At 46.0% G+C, this 18,480-nt stretch carries 10 protein-coding genes and 1 riboswitch; of the genes, 7 read left to right on the plus strand and 3 right to left on the minus strand.

Features of this window, described 5'->3' with window-relative positions; all coding sequences use genetic code 11:
- Nucleotides 1-7: 7 nt before the first annotated feature.
- From ACUTVW_RS06545 to ACUTVW_RS06575, 7 genes are all read left to right on the plus strand, one after another.
- Nucleotides 8-2,926, plus strand: a complete 2,919-nt coding sequence (locus tag ACUTVW_RS06545; protein ID WP_445645055.1) for a LamG domain-containing protein — start codon at nt 8-10, stop codon at nt 2,924-2,926.
- A 25-nt stretch (nt 2,927-2,951) separates the two neighbouring features.
- The gene (locus tag ACUTVW_RS06550; RefSeq protein ID WP_445645056.1) at nt 2,952-5,270 is read left to right on the plus strand and encodes an RCC1 domain-containing protein; all 2,319 of its coding nucleotides are present in this window, start codon (nt 2,952-2,954) and stop codon (nt 5,268-5,270) included.
- Between the two features lie 103 nt (nt 5,271-5,373).
- Nucleotides 5,374-12,564 (plus strand): DNRLRE domain-containing protein, encoded by a 7,191-nt coding sequence (locus ACUTVW_RS06555; protein WP_445645057.1) that lies wholly within the window; start codon nt 5,374-5,376, stop codon nt 12,562-12,564.
- A 424-nt stretch (nt 12,565-12,988) separates the two neighbouring features.
- On the plus strand, nt 12,989-13,300 hold the full coding sequence (locus ACUTVW_RS06560) for a hypothetical protein (protein ID WP_445645058.1): 312 nt from the start codon (nt 12,989-12,991) through the stop codon (nt 13,298-13,300).
- A 1-nt stretch (nt 13,301) separates the two neighbouring features.
- Nucleotides 13,302-13,646: a hypothetical protein gene (locus ACUTVW_RS06565; RefSeq protein WP_445645059.1), complete on the plus strand. Its 345-nt coding sequence runs from the start codon at nt 13,302-13,304 to the stop codon at nt 13,644-13,646.
- A 14-nt stretch (nt 13,647-13,660) separates the two neighbouring features.
- Nucleotides 13,661-14,440: a peptidoglycan recognition protein family protein gene (locus tag ACUTVW_RS06570; protein WP_445645060.1), complete on the plus strand. Its 780-nt coding sequence runs from the start codon at nt 13,661-13,663 to the stop codon at nt 14,438-14,440.
- Nucleotides 14,440-14,742 carry a hypothetical protein gene (locus tag ACUTVW_RS06575; RefSeq protein ID WP_445645061.1) on the plus strand — a complete coding sequence of 101 codons (303 nt, stop codon included), beginning with the start codon at nt 14,440-14,442 and terminating at the stop codon, nt 14,740-14,742. Before ACUTVW_RS06570 ends, ACUTVW_RS06575 begins: the two co-directional genes overlap by 1 nt.
- A gap of 155 nt (nt 14,743-14,897) precedes the next feature.
- Here the strand turns inward: ACUTVW_RS06575 and ACUTVW_RS06580 are convergent, their stop codons facing one another.
- The 3 genes from ACUTVW_RS06580 to ACUTVW_RS06590 form a co-directional block, all read right to left on the minus strand.
- Nucleotides 14,898-16,406, minus strand: coding sequence for an amidase (locus ACUTVW_RS06580; RefSeq protein WP_445645472.1), 1,509 nt, complete (start codon nt 16,404-16,406; stop codon nt 14,898-14,900).
- A 203-nt stretch (nt 16,407-16,609) separates the two neighbouring features.
- Nucleotides 16,610-17,590 (minus strand): DMT family transporter, encoded by a 981-nt coding sequence (locus tag ACUTVW_RS06585; RefSeq protein ID WP_445645062.1) that lies wholly within the window; start codon nt 17,588-17,590, stop codon nt 16,610-16,612.
- Nucleotides 17,591-17,735: 145 nt separating this feature from the next.
- A riboswitch (FMN riboswitch) is annotated at nt 17,736-17,886 on the minus strand.
- Nucleotides 17,887-17,969: 83 nt separating this feature from the next.
- On the minus strand, nt 17,970-18,473 hold the full coding sequence (locus tag ACUTVW_RS06590; protein WP_445645063.1) for a DinB family protein: 504 nt from the start codon (nt 18,471-18,473) through the stop codon (nt 17,970-17,972).
- Nucleotides 18,474-18,480: the final 7 nt, after the last annotated feature.

Genomic DNA, 18,480 nt, shown 5'->3' on the forward strand with positions numbered 1-18,480 from the left:
CAATATAATGGCTAATCTAAAAGGTCAACGTGTTCAGATTGATGCAACAGGGGTTAACCTTGCGTTGGGGGCGCAAAACACAGTTGAATTTTGGATGTACTGGCGTGGAGTAGACGGTGTTATGCCGTTTGGTTGGAGTAACTACGACCTCTACTTTGCTAGTGGCGGTTTTGGATTTAACACAAACAACGGCGATGTATTGGGCATCCCTAGCGCTTCCCTGGCCAACAAATGGGTACATGTAGCAGGAGTATTCTATAATGGAGTACCCAACGCAACAAACGTGGAACTATATATCGATGGTGTGAAGCAAGTCATCTCCAACCGAAACGCATCCAACGTTAACCGTTCGGTCACTAATGTTGCTTGGATTGGTGGCTTTGGGGGTAGTGGTAGTTACTTGTTCAATGGCTATATACGCAATTTTCGTATTTGGAACAGAAAGTTATCTGCGGCAGAAATCTCGTTAGCCATGAACACGCCAGAAGGACTGCCGGAAGGTAATGGACTTATTGGGCAATGGTACACGGATTCTATTGAGAATGTTGCCCCTCAGTACGACTACGCATTTGCCAGTGGGTACACTGGATGGAATCCTCCCGCCTTAATGACCGGAAATACCTCGTACCCGTTTGATGACAACGGGGATCTGTACGCAGGGTTCATGTTCCAGTGGGACACGCCAATTAGATTTACTCAACTAAAATTCAGGTCTCACGTAAGCTACCCTATGTATAATACTTCTATATATATAGATAACCTCAAGATAGCTGACAACATAACTATTACAGGAACCTACACTACGTTAAATGGTAATTGGTACGGAAAGAGCGTAACCCTGGTCAGGAAGGGGGCAAGTAAAGACCAAACGATTCAACAAGTGGAGTTCTATGGAGACGTCCTAAGCAAGGGGTTTGATAACTCAATTAAGAATGTGGGGAGTATTCCTGCATGGTATACGTACAATATGCAATTGGTTCAGATTGACAATACGCTGGACGTGATCGGGGATACGGGTCATGGCGGTAACGATATCTGGCACATGACCAGGGCTACCAACATCGGCGGCGCTGTTCGGAGCGTAAGGTCTTACCAAGTAACAGGGTGGCGACAAGCTACATCATACCCTGACTGCTACGATTACAACCCCTTCAACGGACACCTGTACACCGTACATAATGAAGAGCCGTTTACAATGTATAAATACCTAATCACAAAGAATGGCATGTCGTGGAGTGTCTCTCTTGTTAAGGCTTACAGTATCGTGAATAACGTGGCTGGTGGCGACACGCTAAATAGTTGGGCGGGCGTAAAATTTGCACTCAACAAGCAGACAAATGACGGGTATGCTTACGTATTAGCTAACCACCAATCTGCGGGAAGTATCGCCAAGCTGTACAGGATTAAACTTGATACGGACAACGTTGTACCTGAATTCGTTACAGATATTCCTTGGTATTTCCCAAACAACCTTTGCAGCTTTGCGGTGACGGATGACTATGTATTTCTTCCTACTTCAACAGGGGCGCACGTAGGAGCATTTGGTGTTAGAGATGGGCATTTAGCTAATGCCTACCCGATTGCAAATAACGTCAATAGCTACTTCAACGCTTCCAGTTATAACTATGACGGGGAAACGTTTGTAACGGCTAATGGCTACCAATACGCTCTGACCCAACTGAAAATCGGAAACAGGAAACCGAACTTCAACGACATGAAGGTAACTCCTGCTACACTGGCTAGGCAGGACTACGCCCTTACAGGAAGTATATCCCATATCGACAATAAGCCAGTGTCTTATAAAGTCTTCGTGAATGGTGTGGAGAAGGTATCAGTAACTACACTGCCTTCTCCAATCGTAGTAAATCATCTACTAATGAACAAAGATTTAGAAATTGGAATCAACACCGTGACCGTGGAAGCGGTTGATTCAAGCGGGAGCATTTCTGTTTTTGTATTGAACATCGCCAAGATAAACACCGATACCAGCCTTAACCTGACGGCTTCAACTCTGACTTGCCACAAGGAAAATGTGGCGCTGGAGGTTGCTGTGTTTGACGCAGAGAGGGATATGACAAAGTTCCAGATTTTGATAAACGGGGCGGCTGAATATCCGGAGTCAGGGTTCACGGAAAACCTCAAGACTCCTTACACATACATCCACACTATTAGGAATAGCAGACTCTCCATTGGTGACAATTTAGTAACGGTCAATGTCGTGGACGAGTTCGGCTCTACTGTGACAAAATCCTTTACGATCAAGAAGTTCAATGCAGAAGCCAAAGCTGAAGAAGCATCGGTCAGGGGGCAGATGTTATATGCCAATATTACTGACCGTGACGGAGATGCTGTAAGATACAAGATTTTAGTGAACGGGAATCAAGTGTATCCTCCTACACTTGGGACAATGACTCAATACCTCCCAACACCAATTAATGTCCAGTATAGACTGCCTAAAGAATCCATCATTTTTGGTAACGTGCATGAGGTAAAGATTGTCATGGAAGACGACATGGGGGTCACATCTAGTTGGGTGACTAATCCTTTGATTGAATACGCAGGTCTGATGTTCGTCTCTGAGAATAACCAATTCTACTCTACCGATATCGGAGAGGTCCTTCGTTATCTTGAAGTCGGTACTGTCGTGGCGGGTAACACCTCAGGTACTTTTAAGGTTTTCCTAAAGAATACGGTGGGGTACAAGGTCAAGAATATAATATTGACCACAGCCCAGAAGGACTTAGACCCCGTAGAAGAAAAAGTGCAGTTAAGCCTGACGGACAAACCATTCACACCAACGCACATACTAGAGTTGGGTTCTCTTGAGCACGGTGAACAAGTTACGTTTTACGTAAGAATAAGCACTTCAAGAAAAGCCATTGGCGGCGGCTTCTTCGATGTCAGAGTCGTAGGGGACCCCGCTTAAAAGGCGGTTATTGGGAGGTTAAATAATGAGTACACAGTCGGCTTTCCATTCATCGTATATCAAGAACAACGGTGATGTGTATACATTCGGGTATAACAGCCACGGTCAGCTAGGATTCAGTAGTTCTTCCGTCTACCCTACGCAGACAAAATCAACTTCACTGTCCAATGTGAAGATGGTCGCTGAAGGGTACTACCATACAGCAGTATTGCTAATGAACGGCGACTTGTACACGTTCGGATACGGGTACTATGGGCAGTTGGGGGATACCAGAGGTTGGAGGAACGGTAACGCTAACTATACACCTGTAAAGGTCATGTCAGATGTTAAAGAAGTTACTTGCGGTTACCTGCACACTGTCGCCCTCAAGAACAATGGTGATGTATACACGTTCGGGTACAACGCTCACGGGGAGTTAGGTAATGGTGGAACTTCAGACACATACACCCCTCAGAAGGTCGCAACTGATATTCGGAGAATAGGGGCAGGGTATACCCACTCATTCATCATAGACCAACAAAATAAGCTATATGCAACAGGATACAATGGGTACGGTGGTTTGGGAATTAATAACGGAAGTAATAAACTTTCGTTCACCTTTGTAATGGATGACGTTCGTCAGGTAGATGGCGGCATATACCACTCGCTATTCCTGAAAACTGACGGTTCTGTGTGGGGTACAGGGTATAACTACTACGGACAGACAGGCAGAAGTCTAGGAAATGGCACAAATAACTTCTACGGAGTGCCGCACAAGATTATGGATAACTGCCGCTCTGTCGTCTGCGGCGGCTACTTCTCAGGTGTAATAACAAACGACTCTAAGCTGTACACATTTGGATACGATGATTATGGACAGTTAGGTATGGGTTATGTATCTGGAAATATAAACTACACCCCAAGGCTTGCTACAACCAACGTTAAACAAGTAGCTATGGGTTACTACCATACTCTTGTACTCGACAACGATGGTAAAGTTAGAGGCGTAGGGTACAACTATTACGGGATGTTGGGAGTCGCTACGAACAACAACAGTAGTACAGGTGTCGTGTCTTGGCAGAATGTCGCTAGTGACGTTCGTAGACTTATGGGTGGCGGTCAGATTTCATTCACTTTCTCAGATTCAAGTATTACACCGTCATTTCATAAGGAGGACTGTCAGCTTGTTACTACCATCGGACATGTGGGCAATGACCTGGTGTCGTATCGGGTTTTGGTTAATGGTGAACAAAAATTCCCTTCATCTGGATGGACCTCATCACAGTTGACGGACTTCATTCTTACTAAAGATTTATCACATACGTACTTTAATCTCGGAAGTAACACGGTGATGTTAGAGGTACAGGACTCACAAGGGCATACAGACTCCATTGCTTGGACTACAACGAAGACTAATAATCCCCCTGTAGCTTCTCCTGAATTATCAGCGGCTCAGATTCACAAAGATAACGTTATGATTGGAGGTACATTATCCGACCCTGAAGGGGATAGAGTGCAGTACCGTGTGTTACTGAACAATGTACAAAAGTATCCGATTGCAGGATTCACAGAATTAACCCCTCCACCTGTTGACATTGGGCTAGTCATCAACAACGCAGACTTCAACGTGGGGGCGAACACTCTCAAGATTGAAGTGCAAGACGACTTAGGCTCGCTAACTACGTGGACACAGATTATTATCAAGACCAATACCGCACCTTCAATCACAGGCACAGTTCTTGGTAACTTTATCAACGCTGAGGTCACAGATCCCGACTCAGATAAGGTGCAGTATCGAATTCTTCTGAACGGATCACAGCTCTATCCTGAGAACGGATACACGGGCTACAACCCTGTACCATTGACAATCCAGTACGTCATCCCGAAAACAAAAGTAAATAAGGGCAAGAACAACACGGTCCGCATTGAAACGTTGGATGAATTGGGCGGCTCGAAGTCGAGGGATATGATCTTCATGGGTATGTATTCAGGACTGTTGTTCTGCGATGCGGCAGAGTCGTTCTATTCAGATGACTTCGGGGATGTGCTAAAGTACCTTGACTTCGGCACAATGGTAGCCGGGCAGACGACGGCCGCAGAGAGGGTGTATGTCAAGAACACGCTTGGGTATCCCGTAGAGAACGTCAGGCTGTGGGTTGACCAAAGGGAACTTGATGGAGTCAACGCCAAGGCTGAAATAAGTAAGCTAGACGCTCCCTTCGAGCCACGTACTCAGCTTGTCTATGTAGAGCAGTTAGAGCATAATGCAAAGATTAGCTTCTATGTTCGTATAGCTACTAATCGTCAAGCAATGTGGGGCGGGATGTTCGATATCCTAGTCAAAGCTGACCCAGGAAAAAGCTAGAAAAAGCCCTTACTATCTTATAATGGTGGTAAGGGTTTTTCTGTGTCTCAATACAATGGGAAGGTAATTTCTCAATACAATGGGAAGGGAGTGAATATAGATCGTGGCTGAATTAATGAAGATATCGGGAGTTGATGAATACTTTAATAGTGTCATTTACGTTGAAGGTGCTACGGGAAATGACACTACTGGTAATGGTTCAGCTTCCTTGCCATACAAGACGGTACAGAAAGCAGTTTCCGTTGCAGTAACAGGAGACGCAGTGTACGCCAAGGCAGGTACCTACAATGCCATGTCTAACCTCGATGCAGGAGGGCTTGACGACCAAAACAAAGGGATCACATTTGTCGGGGATGCCGGAAAGACCATCTTCAACATAGATGGGCGCACTACATCTGTCCGCGACGTTCACGCAATCTCCTTTGGGCATATAGATTCAAAGGTATACAATGTAATATTTGACGTTAATTTCGGTAGCCGAACTACTAACTACAACAAGGCTCTTTTCTCGCGCATGATTAGTACGAGCATGCCTGTCAAGGGTAAGGCTATCAACTGCGTATTCAAGACCAACGCAATGCCTTCTATGGTCTACGACAATACGGAAACTTCCTCCTTTGAAATCAATAACTGCACGTTCCTGACTCCCACAGGCGCATTACTCGGTTCTTATTCTGGCGGGACGAAGTACGTAGTAAACAACGGAGCATTTACTGCAAATGCTGCTCCTGAGAATACGTCAGCATACACCAGCTGCTCTTTCGGTCAAACTATCGACGAAACGAATTACTCCAGCGTAAAAACAGGTACAGGGGTTTACAGTGGCAAGTATGCGTGGGAGGTTGTGCTAGGGACGGCTTACAGCTTTGTCGCAAATGGTACATTAAGAAACGGGACTGTCCAGAACTGGACTGTACCTGCTGACGGGGTATATAGAATACAGGCGTTAGGTGCTCAGGGAGGTCACGGCAATCAGTCAGCGACTCCTGTAGGTAAACTCGGCGGTCTCGGCGCGTCAATGGCAGGTAGCTTTACTCTCTATGTGGGAGAGGTTATAAATGTCGTTGTCGGACAGAAAGGTCAGGATGGATTCGGGAACGCGAACTGCGGTGGCGCAGGTGGCGGCGGTTCGTTCGTATACAAAGGGGCTATTGGAGGTAACAGTCTTTTAATCGCCGCAGGTGGCGGCGGCGGCGGCGCAGGTGGGTCACAGACCAATGGTGAGCGTGTTCACGGTACGTTTAGTATGAATGGTCAGCAGGGTGGAAGTGCCCCTCTCCCTAGTACCACTTTGGCGGGGCTTGGAGGGACTGACGGAAACGGCGGCTATTCGATTACCGACTACAACACAGACTACCAAGGTGGCGGCGGTGCAGGTTGGCTATCCGATGGTGAGAGCGGTGCTAAGGTAAATGGAAACGGGGGTAAGAGGTTTACTGGCGGTAAATTTGCCGCCGCAGAAGGTGGATTTGGTGGCGGTGGTGGTAGTGGTGACGTTCGAACTAACTACTCGCACGGTGCGGGCGGTGGCGGCGGATACTCTGGCGGCAGTGGTGTGTACTATTCCGCAGGTAACGGTGGTGGCGGTGGATCATACAACTCCGGTACGTCACAGACCAATATCAGCGGAACTAACAGCAGCGATGGGTCCGTTACAATCACCTACTTAGGCAGTCTTAACTCTAAGTATGACACGGACTCTTACCTCGAAGTTACATTGAGAAACACCATGCCGTCTAGCATTACAGTACTCAGGGAAGACCAATCGCAAATAGATGGAAGCATTACCCCTCGATCCAGTCTTGAGGGTGACATTCCATCGAGCATTGACATTCCTAGGCACGAGCATATTATTTCTCAGATTTCCGTAACTGAGAACAACACCATGGACGGTACATCGTTTATATGGGGCGTAAGGGATAGTGACCTAGAAAGTATATTAGCCGTGCCTAGTCATTCTTATCTACCTTCTAAGATTTCCGTAACTGAGAACAACACTATGGACGCTACGTCGTTTATATGGGGCGTAAGGGAAGCTGATCTCGTTTCAAAAATAAGCATCAAGAGAATGGATGACAGCTACCTTAAATCTAAGATTGCCGTTCGAGAGTTGAACACCATGGAAGGTACGGTCGATATCTTCGGTCGGGGAACAGAGGAAATAGGCGGCAGTATCTTCGCAATGGGTATCAGTGAGTCCGCTATTGACTGCAGAATTGGTGTACGCTTACGGAACTCGATGACAGGCCAAACTGATATTTGGGGCACTGGGGATAGTGACGTAACCTCTGAGGTGAACGTAAATCAAGTCTCTGACCTGCCGATGACCTTGGGTGTAACTCCTTCCAATCGGATGACTGCAATCGTAGACATCCAACAGCCTACTAGAGTTACAGACACACTAAATGCGAAACGAGACGCATTCATTCGTGAAGCGTACCCTAAGCTGAACTATGGCGGGGAACAGACGTTGGTTGCAGGGTACAGTGCCTCACGTACAGAGATATTCCGAAGCCTTGTAGGATTTGATATCACGAATATCTTGGGCATGTCCAATGATTACAAGATTGAAAAAGTCTCTATGAAGCTTAAGCACTCCATCGGGCGTACTCCAACACACCCACTTGAACTAAGAGCTGTGACAGGTGATTGGACAGAGTTGGGAGTCACTTGGAACAACCAACCAAATGCAGGCGATGTAGTAAGCCAAGAAGGCTTTACAGCAGACGTTGAGAAAGGCTTCATCACCTTCAATATCACCGACTACATCCTGCAAGCTAAGGTTGAAGGTAAAAATATCGTAGACTTCTACGTCCGAGCGGTAAACGAAGCTGACGAATCGTCTCAGTTTTTCTCAATGGACGCAGGTGTATCTTTAGCACCGTCCATCGAATACACATACTTTGATGAAGTCATCCGAAGCACTGGGCGTTCTGGAATTGATACAAGCATCTTGGTAATGTACCCACGTACAAAGAATTTATCGTCCAAGATTAATGTATTCAAGAAATCCGATAAGAACGACCTGTCTTCGAAAATAACGGTCACACCTTCAGGCAATCGGTTCGAGAACCTTCCTTCCCGTTTGATGATTTCCAGACCAAACCTGCAGGGTAAAGGTATCATAAGAGTAGGGACTTGGAGCGATCTGACTTCCGAAGTGGCAGTACGGGAAGCAGACCTGAACGACCTTGAAAACTGTAGTATTATGGTGTCCAGACCAAACTTGAAACAGACTCTTTACATAGCCAACAGAAAAGACACTCCGTCGAAGTTAAGTGTTCGAGTATGGGGTGAGGACAACCTTTACGGGTGGGCGATTGTAACCGTAAAAGAGCGCCCTGCCACCATCTACATAAGACCTTACATCGACAAAGTTGGTACAATCAAGGTAATGCGTACAGTGGACGAAGACCTTACAGGGCAGTTCATTGTAAGTGAGCGTAATAAACTTGGTACGATTGAAGTCCTGAATCGTAGTGACCTAGATTCTGTGATGATTGCAAGGGGCGGCGAAAATACTGACATTGCTTCAAGCATCATTGCCAATCAGTACCAGTTACTCGGTACGATTGAGGTCAACCCTTACATCGACTACAAGGGAAGTATCTCTGTAAGGCACACGAACGACAACACAAAGGAATCTAGCATAACAGTATCCAGACCTGACCTTAACTCTTCAGTTTACGTCAGATTCCGCAGTGATTGGGATGGCATAGTTACAGTGAGACGGACTGACAGAAGTGAAATAATAGGACAGACGGCTGTATCCAGACCTGACTTGAAAGGGTTAATCTTCCCAATTATCCACAACGATATTACAGGAAGTATCACAGTCAGACGTACCGTTATGAAAGAACTTAAATCCAAAATCATCGTACCGTTCAGAAAAGACATCCTGGCTGAGATGGATATTGTAGGAGCAAGTATGTTGCCATCCAGCATCCGAGTAAATTCCGAATACTTGTTTAGTACAATTGAAGTCCCTGCCTACGGGAACGGCGATATTCACGGGGAGTTTACCGTTAGGGTGCGTATGGCAAGTGACCTTGACTCTGCCATAGAAATTGTCCAATACGACACGATAGACGGAAATATTATAGTACGCCAGTTCTTTGAAAAATCCATAAAATCTAAGATTACGGTAAAGAGAACCCAGAACGAAGAACTAACAGGCAAGGTCCGTGTTTGGATTGTAAGAAATCTGAACGGTAGAATCTCTGTCCGTAGGGAAACACAGTCCAATATTCATTCTAGCATGTTCATTCTGTGGCAAGATGATCTACAGGGGAGCGTTATTATCCCAAGTCGTGCAGACCTGACCAGTAGAATCAAAGTCATGTACCCTGCACAAAGCGAAATTCTTTCTAAAATCCTTGCTAAGATTCGTGTTCACAGCGATCTCGAATCCGAAATCGACGTAGTAAAGGGCGGGGCTGGAGACCTCCTTAGTATCATGGGAGTTACACCTACGAACAAAATGACAGGTATTGTGGATATTACTTTGCCAATCCGTGAAGAAGTTGTTCTGGATATTGTCAGAGACGCTTATGTGAGGGAAGACGTTCCAACTCTTAACTATGGGGAAGAGACAACTTTCGCAGTAGGTAGTTATAGGGACAAGGTGCTTCGCTCCCTGTTAGGATTTGATATCTCTAGCCTGAAAGCAAGCTATGATTTCGACAAGGTTGAACTCCGTATGATTTACGGTCAAGTACCAACTAAGAATCTGAAGCTGTTCGCAGTAAACGGAAACTGGTCGGAAACAGGTGTAACATGGAACAACCGTCCGAATATCGGGACTGAAATTTCCAACTCCTATAAGGTAGACACTGAAGAGGGATACGTAACATTCGATGTGACAGACTTCATCGAACAACAATACACTGTAGGAAACCACCTAGTTGACTTCTACTTGGTGGCGTTTAATGAATTCGAACCTAACTACGAGTACTTCTTCTCCAAAGAATCAAGTCTAATACCTCAGTTAGTGGTCACATACTTTGACCCTGCTGTATGGAGTTTTGGACGTTCTAACATCGACTCTAGCGTTCGGGTCTCTTCTCGTAAGAACTTGTCGTCAAGGATTAGAGTTAGAAAACCAGCTTGGTTGGAGGTAGGCATTACTGCATCCATTGAGGTAACTCGTAACAATGAGTTCAAAGGTGTAGCAAACGTGAGCAGACCTGATATGCTTTCGAGCATCACTACCATGTACCGTGACCAGCTTGATATATCATCCAGTTTGGGAGTATCTAACAAGTCCCTTAGTAAGATTGACGGCGAAATGGTAGTGAGCAAGCCTGATCTCCCAATCAGTTTTTACGTTAAAAACAGAGTAAACCTGCCTTCAACGGTCGGCGTAAGAGTTTGGACGGAGCAAGACTTCTTTTCTTGGCTGATCGTCAATGTGAAAGAGAGACCTGCATCTCTGACCGTCCTCTCACACAACGATGTCGAATTGCGTCTTACGGTTCGTGGAGAGAATACTGAAAACTTAACCACTCCGTTAACAGTGTCCAGACCGAACTTGGGCGGCTCCATAACAGCGAAACTTTCTGAGAATGGCGAACTTCCTTCCAGGATCACTGTTCGTCACAACGTAGAATATCACGTAGAAGGAAGAATTAAGGTTATCGTAAGGGTTAATAGAGACCTTTACTCTGAAGTCATGGTACTGAGTGTAGGGCAAGCTGATATCCCTTCTGCGCTCGTCGTAGTAGGTTACAGCTTGTGCAGTGCGCTTTACGTATCCAATACAGAAGTCCTGCCATCGAAACTAATGGTCAATTCGACTTGGTTCGAGTATCTCCCCGTGACTTTTGAAGTAAGCAGGCCTGATTTACCTTCACGCGTTGAAGTTACTCTGTCTAGCGACATTGACGCTTCTATTACGGTCAATGCATTTGGTCAAGATGAACTAGCGACAGATATTGCGGTAAGTAGGGAAATTCTTCAGTCAAGCATTAAAGTCTCTGATCGCTTAGACGTTACTTCTACTGTTGAGGTCAAAGTCGATACAGTGCAATCCCTTGGTAGTGACTTGATTGTAAACAGACCTGAACTTGCGGGTGTAGTTAACGTAGTGCTTAACAAAGACCTACGGTCAACTATTAATGTAATGTTCAAGGATAGTGAAGACTTAGGTTCTAAGGTATTCGTTAAGTACATGAATGATATCGTTGCGATCCTAGATGTAGTAGGAGCGAGCATGATTCCTTCGAGCATTCAAGTAATATCAGGTAACTTGGCTTCGGTAATCGCCGTACCTGCTTACGGAAACAAAAACCTGGAAGGTACAATCGGAGTAAAGAATCGTTTCATCTCAGAGATTCCAACTACTCTGCAAGTACAAGAATGGTCACAGTTCGTCGCTACTATCGGAGTAAGGAATTGGGCAGACCACGATGTAGGCGGTAGCATGACGGTCGTTAGACACGGATTTAGTGACCTTGTGTCAGTCATTGTCCCTGTAATGAGATATACTATCCCTTCGACAATTGGTGTACGATTCGACAACACGATGACAGGTCACGTTGACTTTGTGCCTGTTGGACAGACCGACATTGACGGAAGAATTGAAATCTCACCTGCGTCCGATATCGTTGGGAGTTTACAGGTTGTTCTGAAAGCCGAGTATAATATTCCTTCTAGCTTGAAAGTACGGGCTAAAGGAGAGATCGACCTTTCGGCGAACGTAAGCATCGTCTATAGAAAAAACAACGATTTGCTGACTACTATAGGTGTACCAGCATTAAATAAAATGACAGGCAAGGTATTCATTATTCCTGTTGCTGATGAAGACCTTGATTCCAGCATTTACGTTCTCTTCAGTACTAACCTGAACTCGAAACTTGCCGTAAGGCGTTCGAGCATGTCCGAAAAGACCTGCAAGGTTACGGTAAGAAGAAGAGACAACAGCGACATTGGAGGTAGCATTAACACCATTCAATGGAGAGTCCTTAATTCAAAAATTACTGTACGCAGAAGTGCTTTGTCTGAAATCCCTATGCGGCTTGAAGTCTTGGAAAAGAGTGATTTGCTAAATTGTACAATCACCTTAAGGAGAACTGAAATTGCTGACCTGAAAGCTACAATAACCATAAGACGAAGTGCTGTCAAAGACCTCAATGGTAGAATCGTAGCAAGAAGGAGCGATAAATCAGACCTTCCCTCCTTCATCGAAACATGGCAATTCCGTACAGTCCCATCGAAAATTTACGTGCTCTACCGTAACGATCTTATCTCCACAATTGATGTAGTTGCTGACTACGGATATTGCTTCATTATGTAACGAGGAATAACCCCTACCATTACTCGGTAGGGGTTATTTTTTAGGTGAAATTACCTATATTGTAGTTGCAAGATGATGAAACTCCTTGAAATTTTCTAATTTTTTTCTGAGAATCATTTGCTTTTTAAGTCGGTGTTCGGAATCGGTGTCGATCAAAGCGGAAACTTCAACTTCAGAGAGTGCTTTAGGTGGGAACTTTTCTTTTTCACCGCACTTTACTGGGGAGGCCGACGCCTTTGATATCCCGTTCGTAACTTTCTATGGTCAATTCGGACAAATTCTTAACTGTTTGCAGGTAGAGTGCGTCTCCGCATAATTTATTATTACATCACATCCCGTTGTTTTTAGTCACACAATATACACCGGATTATTATGTGACTTATCAACGTGCCCACAAACAGATAGAAAAGGTCAGGTGACAGATATGGACGTAGGTGTAATCACAGCAATCGTTGGCCTCGTTGGTACTGCTGTATCCGGTGTAATCGGCTACGCCAGCGGCAAAAACAATAACAAGGTAACGGATAGAGAGCTGCTCTCCAAAGACGAGCAAGCCTTCCGTGAAAGGTTGATTGAACGTCTCACAGCTTCGGAAGAAAAGATTGAGAGACTAAGCAACGAAGTCATCACGCTTCGTCAGGAAAACATGGAACTGATTAGTGAGAACAGGCTACTGAATATCAAGGTAGAGCAATTGGTGGCTCAACTCTCAAGCCGGAGAGGTGACGTGCGGTAAGATGGGGAAGTTTGTAAAGAACGCATTCTGGAACGATAGTGACGGCTTCTCCGCTAAGGATTTCCTAATGGTACTGTTTGGCGGTCTGTTTGCACTATTCCTGCTTGTTGCATTCTTTGCGCCATTCTTCGGGGTGGCGGTCAGCGCTGTCTCGATTGAGGTGATAGTAAGCCTTAGCCCGGTCGTTATGACCATTGTGGGCGGGGTATTCGCAGTACAGACTGTGAGGGAGTTCAAGACTCCCAATATAGAAACTACCATTACCGTTCCTGGTAATGCTCAAGTAGAAAGTGTCAATAATATCGTGGAGGAAACGGTAGGGGATCGTACTCCAAAGATTGAATAGAAAGGGTGAAAGAGGTGGCTTTCAAGATAAAGTATTCGATTGTACAGCAATACATACCTGTCAATACGAAGAGACGTTCCGGTCTGAAGAACCGAGGAATTGAATTCATTGTGGCGCATGACACGGGTAATGACGGCAGTACAGCGGTGGGTAACGTGAACTATTATACGAACTCTGCCAACGCCCAGAGTGCTTCTGCGCATACCTTTATTGATGATGAGATCATCATTGAGTGTGTGCCGCTCACTGAGAAGGCTTGGCACGTGCTGTACAACGTCACTACAGACAATGACCTTTACGGCTTTGATTCCAATGACCACGCAATCGGAGTAGAACTGTGTTACTCCAATAAGAAGGGGAACATCAATAACCAAGAAGCTTACAAACGGTATGTATGGTATATGGCCTATCTATGTAACAAGTACGGACTGAATCCCCTGAAGCGGATTTCAGGCCATAATGAGCTTGATCCGAACCGCAAGTCAGACCCGTACAAGAATGCCTTGAAAATTTTGGGGATCAGTAAGACTCAATTCCTATACGATGTGGCGGCTGAACTGAAGGACTGCAGTACGCCTGAATCACCAACTAAAACTGAATTGTCGGAGGACGATGAACCTATGAAGCTTGATAAATGGGCAATAGATATGCTTGTAAAGAACCTGACAGACTTTAAGGATAAAGGGTTCTTTACGGACGAAGCTTGGATTACCAAAGCCAAGAATGGTACGCTGACTGCTTCTGAACTGGCGTTCCTGAACACAATCCTAATTGCCAGGGCGGTGAATAAATAATGGTAACTTTAACTGGCGTAATGGCTACAGCAGTAGGCGCAATCGGTCTTTGGATGCTTGTCGCGGGCTTAACAGAAGCGATCACTGAGGTTATCAAGAAAGTAATACCTATTAAGGACACAGTCACGTATACCGTTTCCATTATAGTAGGCGTAGGACTGGCATTTGCATTCGGGCTTAATCCATTCGGACTTACCGGAATAGCCGCATACTTATCTACTGTAGCCGCTGGCTTATTAGCGTCCCGTGGGGCTAATTATCTGAGTGATTGGCTCAAAAAAATAGGAATTAAAAGGGAATAGAATGGGTGGCACAACTATAATAAAGATAGGAAAATTTATCCGGTTAAAAAGTGGTTCGATATATGCATTACATCATAATTATTATGTAAACTAATTAACCGAAAAAAGCCGAGCAGCTTTATAAACTGCTCGGCTTTTTTCCATTTTTGCGAGCTTTAGGCTTCCGACGAGGTCGGAAACATGGGATTGCCATTCATACCCACCCACAGTTCGGAGGATTCGAGTTGTCCCGCCAGATGTAATAACCAATCTTCACGGCCTTTCGTTGCCATAACCTGAACGCCCATTGGCAAACCTTCTGCAGTCAAATGCAGAGGAAGACTAATGGCCGGTTGACCTGTAAGGTTCGCAAGCTGCGTGAAAGGGGTATAGGTCAGACTTGGCTTGAACATCTCATAAATCAGACGTTGCTGTGCTGTTTTGTTCAGATCGCTGACAGACATCAGATGTTGAATCTGCTCAACATGTGGCGTCAATTCTCCTATTCGGGGTGCAGGAAAAGCATTGACAGGTGTGATGTAAAAATCATACCGTTCAAACAACGTTGACATCTGCGCAGCCGCCACGTCCCATTCTGCCAAACTGTGCACAAATTCAGCAGCAGATACTTTTTTGCCGGCTTCGGAGAGTACCCACGACTCGATCTCCATATCATCTGCGGTGAGTGAACGACCCAAGCCATGTTCCATCGAGGAGATCATTGCGGCCATCTCACCGCTGTTCATCATGTAATAGTTTTCCATCAGGCGTACGCCATTGACTGGACTTAATTTTTCCTCCACATGGTGCCCTTGAGCCTCGAGGAAATGGACAAGTTTCATCACCGCCTCTTTGGCATCTTCACTGACAGTTGTGCCTACAGGTGAATCCGTCGTATAAGCGATACGCCAGTTGCGTTGATGCGGATAGTTCATATCAGCCAGGTAACTTCCGGGGAATAACGGTGCATGAAATGCGGCTTCCGGTTGAATAATCTGGAGCGTATCCAGCAGTGCAGCACTGTCTCTGACGGAGCGGGATAAGGCAAAATCAATGGAGGCTCCCTGCCACTGGCGTCCAACGCCCGGACCAACCGGAGTGCGTCCGCGTGTCGGTTTCAGCCCGAACAAACCGCTGAAAGAAGCGGGAATTCGAATGGAACCACCGCCATCGCTTGCTCCGGCAAGAGGCACGATGCCGGATGCCACTGCTGCAGCGGCTCCGCCGCTTGAGCCGCCGGGAGAATGGTTCACATTCCATGGATTACGTGTAGGGCCATGCAGCCGGGGCTCGGTTATATTTTTTAATCCGAATTCTGGTGTATTTGTATGTCCAATCACAATAAAGCCGGCTTCTTGCAGACGCGTTACGAAATTCGAGTTGCGAAGGGCTCGATGCTCGCTAAACAGCCTGGAGCCGGAGGTAAGATGCTCGCCCTCCAAAGATTGAGAAATATCTTTGAGCAGTAACGGCACGCCAGCAAACGGCTGCTCTCCAGGCCTAACCATGCTGGCTTCCTGCCGAGCACGGGTTTCATATGTACGAATAACTGCATTCAGTTGCGGATTCACTTCTTCCAGACGTGCAAAGGCGGCTTCAAGTAGTTCAACCGGGGATACTTCCCGGGAGCGAATCAGTTCGGCGAGTCCTATAGCGTCATAGGAGGTATATGAGAATGAAGACATCTGTAATCGTTCCTCTCTGAAAATAGTTCCTGTTAGCTTCCTTGTTCCATGTTCCATGTTCCATGTTCCATAAGCCATCGTACCACCTAGGCGGGCAAAAGACAAAACAAGCCAATATGATCAAAGAAAGAGGGTAGAAGAAGAGCACCGCTCACCTCTTTAAGGTGAAACAGTGCTCGGTTGTTTGAATCAGATGAAATCTATTACTCCGTGCGAAGTTTGGGTGCAGCTTCGGCAATCGGTGTAGAACGTTCCTGCTGTTTGGAGATCAGGAATAGCGCGATCCAGATGAGGATAAAGCCAAGCAATTGCTCCCAGGTTATCAGCGTACGGAAGGCAATCCAGTTCACGAGCACACCAGCCATAGGGAAGCTGAGTTCCGCCAAAGTTGCGACAGAAGCTTTCGTTGACGACAATCCTTTATAGTAGAGAAGCAGGCTGAGCAATCCTGGCAATAGTGCCTGCCCCAAAATATTCAGAATAACAGCTGCTTGTGCGCTTGTACCTGCGGGAAGTGTCCAAGGTGCGCCTTCATTCCAGGTCATGAAGATCAGGAGTGGAAGGGCAACGACAAAGCGAAGGGATGTCACCGTTTCGTATCTTGCCTGCCCCAGCATCAGTCGACCCATGACTGTAGAACCGCCCCACAAAGCTGCGGCACCAAGAGACAGCAGACTGCCTGCATGAACCCAGTTATTCCAGTTACCGAGCGGCAGTGAGAATCCAAACGTAAGCAAGTACGTTCCTGCCAGCGCAATAATGAAGAGTCCTCCGAAGTGACGCGGCAATGTTTCTTTTAATATTAATTTCGCAAGTACAATCGCGAAGAGAGGTTGCATTTTTTGCAATAATAATACCGTGTTGGGATCGTTATGGGTTAGTGCCAAAGTGAATAATACCGTTGCGAGGGCTGAGCCGCCCCAAGAGATAAAGATAACAGCGATCCAGTGACGTGCACGCAGTTTTTTTAGATCATCCCGGAATTTCCATAATACCGGAATCGCAACAAGACTGACGATGATATGTTCAATTAGAACAATCTGTGTAGATGTCATTGTTTTCAGCAATAGGATGCGGAATAACGGGTCTACTCCCCAGAGCGCTGCGCCCAGCACAACCAGCCAAAAACCGGTGTTACTTCGTTCCTTGCGATAAATCGTTGATGCAGTTGATGTGTTTTCCATATTCAGGACTCCTTCGTCAGAACACGGAATCTTCAGTTGGCAAAATCGACAAAATCCCCCGTCCTTGGCGTACGCCAAATAAACGGGGGACCATTCAAAGACAAGGCGTCAAGGAAAAGACTTCCCCTATACGGCCTGCCATTGTGTTGATCTTCTCTCATCCGGACTGTACCGTCGGCCTTGGAATTTCACCAAGTCAGTCGCTCCCAGGTCGTAACCTTAAACAGCGAGTCGCGGGCTGGTTCTATAAGAACATCACCGCCGGTTGGGAATTGCACCCTACCCCGAAGATCCTATTCAATTAATTAGTGTATTGAACAAGTTGTAACCTTATGAAGTTCATCTTATTCCTGTAAACGCTATCAGTTCAAGTGTTTTTTTAGAAAACAATACTCCAGTTGCCTTGTTGTCTGCGTAACAGCACAATCTGACCTGCATGATAAGCGTCGTGCAGAACCCAGCGGGCAAGCGTCTGAGCCCAGTTTTGTTCGGAATCCATATAAGCTTCCTCAAGCTTCGAGTCCTGTAATTCAGCAAGGGTATCGCGCAACTGTTCAGCCAGTTTAGTGGTTTGCTCCATAAGTTTGTTCCAGCCAGCTTCGTTCAAGGGATCACCGGACATACCAAACGTAGCTACGTTAGAATCGGCAGCGGGTGTAGAGGGAGTTTTCCCCTGAAGTCGATCCAAGATCCGTTGATTGTAATAAAACATATGATTGGCCAGCTGCCATATGCTCAGTCCACCTGATGGAGGAACCCAAGCAGCCTGTTCGGCGGTCAGCCCCTCCAGAGCCTTGGACAATGGAACGATCCAGTTACATTGATCCCAAGTATCTTCATTCTGAATAACCAATACATCTAATGCTGTGGTGACGGTTTTCATTTTTAAA

The sequence above is a fragment of the Paenibacillus sp. TSA_86.1 genome (assembly GCF_052691815.1).